Genomic DNA, 1,934 nt, shown 5'->3' on the forward strand with positions numbered 1-1,934 from the left:
TGGTGCCCGAAGGCGAGCGCTACCGGAGCCGATGAAATCAGCAGCCGCGCAACCAAACGAAGCCACCAACACGAAGCTGCATGACCACGTATAACACTTGAGTTAAGCCGAGCCGCGAAGCGGCTTCGGCTTGAACGAATAGTTATACGCCCGGGATGCCGACGAAGCCAAGCAACGCCGACGTGACCGGCAGACTCGGGAAGCGAGAGACAGCAGCCGTAAGCCGACGACAGTGAGTGGCGTGGCGACCGAAGACCAAGGCGGCACGAGGCGGCCGCCTGCCGAAGCAATCCGGTGCCGGAGCGAACGTACAGCCGCGCCAGGAGGTCACCCGAAGCCGTGCGCCACTGATGCGAACGAATGGACCGGCCGCGGTGCTTCCCGAAGCGAACCGTAGAGAGGTTGTTTGACCACGTATAACACCAGAATTAAGCCGTGCCGCGAAGCGGCATCGGCTTGAATGAATTGTTAGGCGGCAGACTGTCAATCATATGGATAACTGAAACTGCGCCAGTCACAAAGCAGATTTCCGCTCTCTACTCCTTGCCGGATGGCTTCAAGTTTGCGCCTGTCCGCAGCATAGACGGTCACGCGCGAACCCCCAGACGAATCTGGGACGAGCTTATAGCCCATTGGCGTACCATGAAAGACGCCGTCTGTTCGCACTGCCACCCAGCTAGATCCGTCAGCCCGATCACCAACTTCGAGGGTGTAGTCGTAAGTGCTAGAAACGCCGACCATCGACCCTCCAACTGGCGATACTGTTGTAAGGGTTCTCTGATCCTTGCCGCATCCACTTGCGACAGCCAGCCGGGTTAGCTCGGCGGGGGGGAGAACAGAAATGAACTCTACAAGCTTCTTCTCCCTACGGAGCTGGAGCTCAACCATTTCCTCTGTTGAACGGTCAGCGAGAGTCACACACCCAGACAGCGCCGCCGCCAGTACTAATGCCGTGACTCGCCTCATAACTCTCTCCTGCCGCCTAACGCCTGAATTAAGCCGACTTGGCCGCGCCAGCGGACAAGTTCGGCTTGAATGAATTGTTAGGCCCCGGGCGATTGCCCAGTACCCGTGCCTATCCCGTACAGCGTAGCAGCGACGATAGACCTGAGAACAACCCGAACATAAAAGCCAGCAGAGAAGTAGAACAGGGCTATAGGCCCTTCTAAGGCAACCGTGTTGCTGAAGGCAACCAGCACGTAAGCAAGCAACGCCAGCCACGCAAAGACGTGTGCACTCGGCTCCAGTAGCAGCGCAGCAGCTCCGCATATGAACAGAAGTGCGATCTCGACCAGCCACAGCGAGGTCTTGATGCCCCATTGAACCCGCGCCAGCTCAACTCCAGACTCTTCCTTCAGTGCGTGTGCGAGCTCGCCGAATATCCACCATGCATAGACCAGATGGAGCGCTCCGAGCACACGATAGAGAAGCTCCATAACGGGGCCTAACACCAGAATTAAGCCGACCCGCGAAGCGGGTTCGGCTTGAATGAACTGTTAGGGCCCATCCTATGACGCCCAAGCCAACAGCGCCAACAGCAGCGCAAGGAATGTTGCTGCATAGGCTACGAGGGCAGCAAATGCCAGCCGTCCTTTGCGGCGCATCTCTGGGTCTGCCAGTGAGTTGAACTGTCTTGAATTTATGTAACGGAACTTTGCCGGGACGATCGGACCATAACTGACCAGTAGGTGCTTGCGTTTGAAAGCGTCTGCCATCTCGGGCGTGGTCTTGCAAAGGGCGTCAAAGAAGCGCTCCGACACGAAGTAGGCAAGAACTGCCATCGCGATCGCCAGAAAGACGAGATATGGCAACGCGCTTGCGATGATCTCTTTCATGGGCCCTAACGCCTGAGTTAAGCCGTGCCGCGAAGCGGCATCGGCTTGAACGAATTGTTAGGCCGCAGAGCCATCGGCCCACACGACCTGACCGGGATG

2 protein-coding genes are annotated in these 1,934 nt (G+C 57.7%); both read right to left on the reverse strand.

Annotation, left to right across the window (positions count from 1 at the left end):
• Positions 1–1,043: 1,043 nt before the first annotated feature.
• A complete protein-coding gene (locus QFW80_RS00575; RefSeq protein ID WP_280598958.1) occupies positions 1,044–1,436 on the reverse strand; it encodes a hypothetical protein in 393 nt (130 codons plus the stop codon).
• 72 nt (positions 1,437–1,508) lie between these two features.
• Positions 1,509–1,835: a hypothetical protein gene (locus QFW80_RS00580; RefSeq protein WP_280598959.1), complete on the reverse strand. Its 327-nt coding sequence runs from the start codon at positions 1,833–1,835 to the stop codon at positions 1,509–1,511.
• Positions 1,836–1,934: the final 99 nt, after the last annotated feature.

It is taken from the genome of Luteimonas rhizosphaericola (assembly GCF_029888045.1).
GTDB lineage: Bacteria > Pseudomonadota > Gammaproteobacteria > Xanthomonadales > Xanthomonadaceae > Luteimonas > Luteimonas rhizosphaericola.